At 70.6% G+C, this 7528-nt stretch carries 8 protein-coding genes; all 8 read right to left on the reverse strand.

What is annotated here, in order from left to right; translation table 11 throughout:
• Positions 1–661: 661 nt before the first annotated feature.
• A complete protein-coding gene (locus BZY54_RS34475; protein ID WP_086729254.1) occupies positions 662–883 on the reverse strand; it encodes a hypothetical protein in 222 nt (73 codons plus the stop codon).
• A gap of 205 nt (positions 884–1088) precedes the next feature.
• Positions 1089–1817, reverse strand: coding sequence for a YcnI family copper-binding membrane protein (locus tag BZY54_RS34480; protein WP_086729255.1), 729 nt, complete (start codon positions 1815–1817; stop codon positions 1089–1091).
• Between the two features lie 37 nt (positions 1818–1854).
• Positions 1855–2571 (reverse strand): hypothetical protein, encoded by a 717-nt coding sequence (locus BZY54_RS34485; RefSeq protein ID WP_086729256.1) that lies wholly within the window; start codon positions 2569–2571, stop codon positions 1855–1857.
• Between the two features lie 84 nt (positions 2572–2655).
• Complete coding sequence (locus BZY54_RS34490; RefSeq protein ID WP_086729257.1) at positions 2656–3195, reverse strand: hypothetical protein; 540 nt, start codon at positions 3193–3195, stop codon at positions 2656–2658.
• 289 nt (positions 3196–3484) lie between these two features.
• Positions 3485–4843 carry a GH1 family beta-glucosidase gene (locus tag BZY54_RS34495; protein WP_086729258.1) on the reverse strand — a complete coding sequence of 453 codons (1359 nt, stop codon included), beginning with the start codon at positions 4841–4843 and terminating at the stop codon, positions 3485–3487.
• Positions 4844–4872: 29 nt separating this feature from the next.
• Positions 4873–5712 carry an ABC transporter permease subunit gene (locus tag BZY54_RS34500; protein WP_086729259.1) on the reverse strand — a complete coding sequence of 280 codons (840 nt, stop codon included), beginning with the start codon at positions 5710–5712 and terminating at the stop codon, positions 4873–4875.
• A 52-nt stretch (positions 5713–5764) separates the two neighbouring features.
• A complete protein-coding gene (locus tag BZY54_RS34505; RefSeq protein ID WP_086729260.1) occupies positions 5765–6793 on the reverse strand; it encodes a carbohydrate ABC transporter permease in 1029 nt (342 codons plus the stop codon).
• A 5-nt stretch (positions 6794–6798) separates the two neighbouring features.
• On the reverse strand, positions 6799–7528 hold a 730-nt coding region (locus BZY54_RS34510), incomplete at its 5' end, for an extracellular solute-binding protein (RefSeq protein ID WP_143668180.1).

Consider the following 7528-nt stretch of genomic DNA (forward strand, 5'->3'; position numbering starts at 1 on the left):
GGCTCCGGCCGGCCGGAGCCGCCGGAAGGAAGATCTTGACCTGCCGCCCTCCCCTCACGCCAGTAGGAGCGCATGCCGCAAAACCCCAGTTCCCGATGCCGGGCACCGAGTCATGTCCTGAAGCAGTACCGGATGGCCACCGCCGAGAGGATGCGTCGGGTGATCGCTTCCGAGGCGCGCATGGAGCAGACCCAACGGCCGCCGGCCAGACAGCGGGATGAGGGGCTGGTCGACCGCATCACCCTGCCGCAGGCCGGACGAACCCGGCCGTGGTTCCCCACCCCGTACGGCGGACCGCTGTGGAGGCGCTGGGCGCCGACGCCATCCGGGCCGTGATGCCACGAGCCGACCGATCGGGGATCCCCCAGGCCGAAGCGGTGGCGTGCGCGTGGCCTTCGCGGGACGATCACGTTGTACCGGGAGACACGTGCACGTCCCCGCGGCACTCGTGTGACGGCCCCCGACTCCACGCCCGGCAGTCCGGGGCCCGTCGTGCGCTACCGCCCGGCGGCCTGTGGGTCCGTACCGTTGGAGCCGGCGCCGGTCGTGTCGTCCACTTCCGCGCTCTCTTCCGGTTCGGGCCAACGGCCCGACGGCCCCGCCGAACCGAGGACTTCGGCTCCGAGTACGCCGGGCCCCTTCGTACGGTGCGGCATCGGGATCACGCGTCCTCGCTTTCGTGTCGGGCCCGCGCCAGCAGCGCCGCCTGCGCGCGTCTGCGGCCGGGTCCCTCGACCACGACGCTGGGTTGGCGCCGCTGGGCGTCTGCCTGCAGGCGCTCTCCGGTGCGAAGCGCACGTTGCGCATTCACGCGGTACTGGACGAACGCCGAGCCGTACCGTTCCACGGCCGCGACGGCCTCGTCGTTGGTCGCCCCCTGCACATCGGATGTGGTGTGGCTGTGGCGAACCTCGGGGATACGGGCGGCTGCCTCCGTGGAGGTGCACGCGGTGCCGGAGGCCCGCGCCGAGGAGCTGCCGGAGGCCGCGCGGGCGGCGTGCGGTTCCGCGACGTAGGAACGGCCCGGATCACGGGGATGTGATCCGGGCCGTCCCTACGTGCCGTTCCCGCATCCGGGAGACGCGGTGCTACGACCGCGCCGACCGCGTCCGTACGACGGCGAAGACGGCGGCGGCGAGCCCGAGCACACCCACGACCAGCCCGGCGATGCCAAGGCCGCGGGCGGTGGAGTCATCGGAGGACGAGGCGGTGGACGAGGCGGCGGCGGGCTTGGCGTCCCCTGAGGGGGCGGCGGTTCCCTCGCCGCCCCCGGCGGTGAGCTTGAGCACCGGCGCGGGGTTCTCCGGCTCCTCGCCGCCCTGGGGCTCCTCGATCCAGCGGACGACCTTGCCGTCGGAGTACGTCTGCAGGGTCTTGAAGGTCAGCTGACCGACGTCGTCGGGCAGTTGGCCGAACGCGACATCGAAGTCCTGGTACTGACCGGGCCCGATCTTCCCGCCGGTCCAGGTGATTTCCGAGACGGCTTCGGTGATGGTCCCGTCGTCCGTCTTGACCGGCTTCTTGAGCTTGCTGGTCGTCACCTTCGCCGTCCAGCCGTCCCGCGGGGTGACGAGCGTGCCGAGGACCGGGTGGTCGGTGGGCAGGAAGACCTGGACCTTGGTGGTGCTCGCCGAGTCCTCCTCGTTGGGGACGCGGAAGGTCAGGACCCCGTCCGTGGCCCCCTTGGCATAGCTGTCGGGGTGGACGGTGACGTGCGCGGAGGCGGCGCCCGCGGCCGTGAGCACTCCGGCGGCGGCGAGAGCGGTGACGAGGCCGGCCCGGCGCAGGGTGCCTGCGGTGGTACGAGTCGTGGACATGGCTGATGGATCTCCGTACTGGGAGGTGGTGTGGGGTTCAGTCCGGGTACGGGATCCAGGACGGTGGGCCGCGGCGGGTCACGGCGTGCCGCAGCAGGAGCGAGGACGACGGGAACGCCACGGCGAAGGCGCGGCAGCCGCGCACAGCCGGTGCGGGCAGCGGCGCGGGCGCGGCCCGCCACCAGGACGCGAAGCCGGGGACGCAGTCGACGGCCCGGCGCAGCAGCGACCACAGCGCCGCCTCACCGCGCCGCAGCCACCAGGCCGCGATCAGCGCTGCCAGGGCGTGGGCGGCCACGGCGTGCGAGTTGAGCGCCTGTGCGGCCACTGCGGGCAGGCCCAGGGCATGGGCATGCGCCACATCCATGCGCATGACGTGCGCGGGAGCGGTGTGCACACCGTGGGTCGACATCGGCATGGATGCCGGGGACGGCATAGCCGGCATGGGCGGCATCGACGACATGGCGGGAAGGGAGCCGTGCATGCCCGGCTGGGCCGTCCGGGGCCGCACCGCGTCGAAGGCCACGTGCAGGCTCGCCTGGGTGACGAGCATCGCCGCGCCGATCCCGGGCAGGGACCGCTCCCTGCCGCCCAGCAGCCACCCGGCGGTGAAGACACCGAGGAAGCCGGCGCCGTCCGCCCACAGCGACGGCATGTCCCCCATGGCGAGCCCGTGTCCGGCGGCGGCGAGCAGCACACACACCGCGGCGAACACCACGGCACGCACACTCCGTACCGCAGGCGACGCGCTCATGGTGCGGCATCCTCCCACGCACGGCCCATACGTGGGGCGCGGCGCTCCGGTTCACACACCCTGGCGTCCAGGTCGAACGGTCGCCTACACGACGCCCGCCGCGTCGAGCAGCCGGACCAGATCCTTGCGGCCGTATCCCAGCAACGAGGCACGGTGAGCGGCCATCAGCAGCAGGTGCGCCACGATCTGCGCCGGATAGCCGTTCCTGTCGTCGCCGAGCCATTCCTGGGGTTTCTCGATGCCCAGGCTGTTCATCACGAGACCGTGCTCACGACGGATCTCCGCGACCGTGCCGGCCACGGCGTCCAGGAGCGACTTCCCCGGGCGCTCGCACTCCAGGGCGAAGCCACCCCTGTCGGCCGGTACACAGCCCTCGGGCGGATGCGCCCGCAGGACCGCGTACCGCCCGTCCTGCAACCCGCCGGCCTCGAAGGAATCGTCCATCAGGGAGAACCGGTGAAAACCCGGTGGGACGGGCGGAGGCGGGGGCGTGTACTCCCAGCCGGCGTCCTCGTACAACTGCCGCTTGACATCTTCCTCGTCGGCGAGGGTCACGGTGAAGCCCGTGTCCTCGTTCCGACCGGTCACGGTGCCGTCGTGGTTGCGGTGGAAGGACAGTCCCATGTGCGTCTCCTTCGATTTCCGACGAGCCGGAAGATCCCGTCACCGCGTCGAACGAGCCGCCCCCGCCGCTTGTGCCCCCGCCGGGCGATATCACCTGATCGCGTGACGGCGCAGGCGCCCACGAGCTGTGCGCCTGCGCCGTCCGACCGCCTGAACCGTCCGACCGTGGTGATCGCCCCATGCGTTCGCGTTCGTGCGCCCGAACCGGCCAAGGGCACTCGGCTGCACGGGACCCGTGTGACCCCGCGCGAACGCACGCAGGGTCACCGACGTAGCGGGCGGTTACGTCCTACGCCGCCTTCCTCCCTCCTTCCCCATGCGCCCGCACGATCTCCGAATACCGGTGGCCGCTGCCCTTGATGGTGCGGCTCTGGGTCGCGTAGTCGACGTGGACGAGGCCGAAGCGCTTGTCGTAGCCGTAGGCCCATTCGAAGTTGTCCAGCAGGGACCAGGCGAAGTAGCCGGCCAGCGGGGCGCCCTTGCGGGCGGCGGAGGCGCAGGCGGCGAGGTGGCGGACCAGGTAGTCCTGGCGTTCGGGGTCGTCGATGGTGCCGTCGGGGCGGACCGTGTCCGGGAAGGAGGAGCCGTTCTCGGTGACGTAGAGCTTGCGGGCGCCGTAGTCGTCGGTGAGGCGCAGCAGCAGGGTCTCGATGCCGCTCGCGTCGATCTCCCAGTCCATGCCGGTGCGCGGCACGTCCGGGCGGCGCACGGAGCGGACGTAGGGTGCCGGGCCGGTGGGGTCGTCGGTCACGTACGCCGGGAAGTAGTAGTTGAGGCCCAGCCAGTCCAGCGGGGCGGCGATCGTCTCCTCGTCGCCGGGCCGTTCGGGGAGGTCGACGGCGTAGACCTCGCGCATGTCGGCGGGGAAGCCGCGGCCGTGCACCGGGTCCAGCCACCAGCGGTTGACGTGGCCGTCGTGGCGGCGGGCGGCCGCCACGTCCTCGGGGCGGTCGGTGGCGGGGTGGACGGTGGAGAGGTTGTTGACGATGCCGATCCGGGCGTTCGGGACCGCGGCGCGGATCGCCCGCACGGCCAGGCCGTGGCCGAGCAGCAGGTGGTAGGAGGCGCGGACGGCCGCGGTCAGGTCAGTGAGGCCGGGGGCCATCTTGCCCTCGAGGTGCCCGATCCAGGCGGAGCAGGAGGGCTCGTTGAGGGTGGCCCAGTGGGAGACCCGGTCGCCCAGGCGTTCGGCGACCACCGAGGCGTAGGCGGCGAAGTGCTCGGCGGTCGCCCGCTCGGGCCAGCCGCCCCGGTCCTGGAGGACCTGCGGGAGGTCCCAGTGGTAGAGGGTGACGGACGGGGTGATGCCCGCTTCCAGCAGGCCGTCGATCAGCCGGTCGTAGAAGGCGAGGCCCTTGGGGTTCACCGGGCCGTCGCCGCCCGGCATGACGCGCGGCCAGGCGATGGACAGCCGGTAGGCGTTCGTGCCCAGGCGCCGCATCAGGGCGATGTCCTCGCGCCAGCGGTGGTAGTGGTCGCAGGCGGTGTCGCCGTGGTCGTCGTTGTCGATCTTGCCTGGGGTGTGGGAGAAGGTGTCCCAGATGGACGGCGAGCGGCCGTCCTCGGCGACGGCCCCCTCGATCTGGTACGCCGAGGTGGCCGTGCCCCACAGGAAGTCGTGCGGGAGCGCGGCGAGATCGATGGTCACAGAAGCCCTTTCGGAAGCGGAAGAGTCGGTCACTTGACGGCTCCTGCCGTCAGCCCGGCGACGAGGTAGCGCTGCAGCAGCAGGAATCCGGCGACCACGGGGACGCTGACGACGAGCGAGGCGGCCATGATCTGGTTCCAGTACACGTCGTTGAGCGTGGAGTAGCCCTGCAGGCCCACGGCGAGCGTGCGGGTGGCGTCGTTGGTCATGACGGAGGCGAAGAGCACCTCGCCCCAGGCGGTCATGAAGGCGTAGACGGCGACGGCGACGATGCCGGGGATCGCGGCCGGCACGACGACCCGGAACAGCGCGCCGAGCGGTCCGCAGCCGTCCACCAGTGCCGCCTCGTCCAGGTCGCGCGGCACCGAGTCGAAGTACCCGATCAGCATCCAGATCGAGAACGGCAGGGAGAAGGTGAGGTACGTCAGGATCAGGCCGCCGCGGGACCCGAACAGGGCGATCCCGGTGGCGTTGCCGATGTTGACGTAGAGGAGGAACAGCGGGAGCAGGAAGAGGATGCCCGGGAACATCTGTGTCGACAGGACGGTGACCGTGAAGACGCGCTTGCCGCGGAAGGCGTAACGGCTCACGGCGTACGCGGCGAAGACCGCGATCACCACCGAGCAGACAGTGGCGCCGCCCGCCACGACCAGCGAGTTCACGAAGTACTTCGCGAGCGGCACCGTCGACCAGATGTCGACGTACGGGCGGAAGGTCAGGCCGCTGGGCAGCCAGTGGAAGGTGCCGGTGACGTCCGCGAGCGGCTTCAGCGAGCTGGACACCATCACGTAGACCGGCACCAGGACGAAGCCGGAGAGCAGCGTGAGGAAGATCCGCCGGGACCAGAGGAAGGAGCGGGGCGGCGCCATAGGCGACGGGTGTGCCTTCGCGGACACCTGTGCGGTGGGCGACGCGGGGGTGCTAGGCATCGGAGGTCCTCCGTCCGCGCGAGGTGATCGCCAGGTACACGCCCGTGACGACCAGCAGGAAGAGCAGCAGCAGGACGGACATCGCCGAACCGGTGCCGAAGTTCCAGCTGACGAAGGACGCCTGGTAGATGTGGACCGAGATGAGGTCCGCCGCCTGCGGAGCGGCCCGCCCGAACAGCACGTACGGCGTGTTGAAGTCGTTGAACGTCCACAGGAACAGCACCAGGACCAGTACCTGGTTGACCGGGCGCAACGAGGGCAGCGTGATCCGGCGGACCTGCTGCCACATGCCGGCGCCGTCGAGGGCGGCGGCCTCGTACAGTTCGCGCGGGATGTTCTGCAGGCCGGCCATCACGATGAGGAAGGCGAACGGCCAGCCCTTCCACACGGACACCACGAGCAGCGCGACGAAGCTGTTGTCGCCGATCAGCCAGAAGGACGGCTTGTCGGTGAGGTGCAACTGGTCGTGCAGGACGTGGTTCACCAGGCCGTTGTCGTGCTGGAACATGAACACCCAGGTGATGACGGCCGCGTAGACGGGGAGCGCGTACGGCACCAGGAACAGCGCGCGCAGCAGGCCGCGGCCCCGGAAGGTGTCCTGCATGTAGATGGCGGCCACGGTGCCGATCAGCCAGCACAGGCCGACCGAGAGCAGGGTGAAGCCGACGGTGACGAGGAAGGAGTGCAGCAGGGCCTCGCCGACCGGGGCGTTGAAGTCCACCGACATGCGGTAGTTGTCGAAGCCGGACCAGGGCGCGGTGCCCCAGTCGCGGATGTAGAACTGGGTGAGCTCCTTGAAGCTCATCACGATGCCGATCACCATCGGCACCAGGTGCACCAGGAGTTCGAGCAGCAGGGCGGGCAGGAGCAGCAGGTAGGGCAGGGTGGCGCGGCGCAGCCACCCTGGGCGACGGATCCGTCCGGTGCGGCGGCGCGGGCCGGGCGCCGCCGCACCGGAGGAGCTCTTGCGCACGGGGCGCGCCCCCGCCTCGGCCGAGAGGTCGGTGGTCGTGCTGGTCATCTCGCTCACTTCGCCGGCATCTGCTGCTGGGCCTTCTGGAGCTTCGCCTTCACCGAGTCGGTGGTCACGGCGCGACCGGCCGCGGCGTCGGCGAACAGCTCCTTGACCGCCGTACCGACGGTCGTCTCGAACTGGGACTCCTGGGCGACCTGGGGCAGCGCGGCGGCGCTGGTGGCCAGGGTGTTCTTCAGTACGGCGTTGGCCGGGCTGTTGAACGAGGGGTCGGACTGGGCGGCCTTGACGGGCGGGATGGAGCTGTAGGCCTTGTTGAGGATCTTCTGCTCGTCGTCGCTGGTCATGAACTTCACGAACTTGGTGGCGCCGTCGAGGTTGTGGGTGTTCTTGAAGACGGCCATGTTGATGCCGGCGACCATGGAGTCGACCTGGGTGCCGGTGCCGGGGGCGCCGGACTGCACGGGCACGGGGGCGATTCCGTAGGCGTCCTCGCTCATCCCCTGGGACTTGAGGTTGGCGGAGGCCGACTGCCACAGCAGCATCGCCGTCTTGCCCTTGGCGAAGTCGCTGACCGACTGGTTCTGGGCGTACTCGGCGTTGCCCTGCGGGATGACCTTGTCCTTGGCCATCAGGTCGACGTACTGCTTGACGGCGGCCACCGCGCCGTCGTTGGTGAAGTCGGGCTTGCCGTCGGCGGTGAAGAAGTCGGCGCCGTGCTGCTTGGCGAAGACGAAGACGTGGTGGATGTTCTCGGAGACGTTGGACCCCTCGGCGCCGAGG

Origin of the sequence: Streptomyces carpinensis (genome assembly GCF_002154505.1) — a bacterium.
In the GTDB taxonomy this organism is placed as follows: domain Bacteria; phylum Actinomycetota; class Actinomycetes; order Streptomycetales; family Streptomycetaceae; genus Streptomyces; species Streptomyces carpinensis.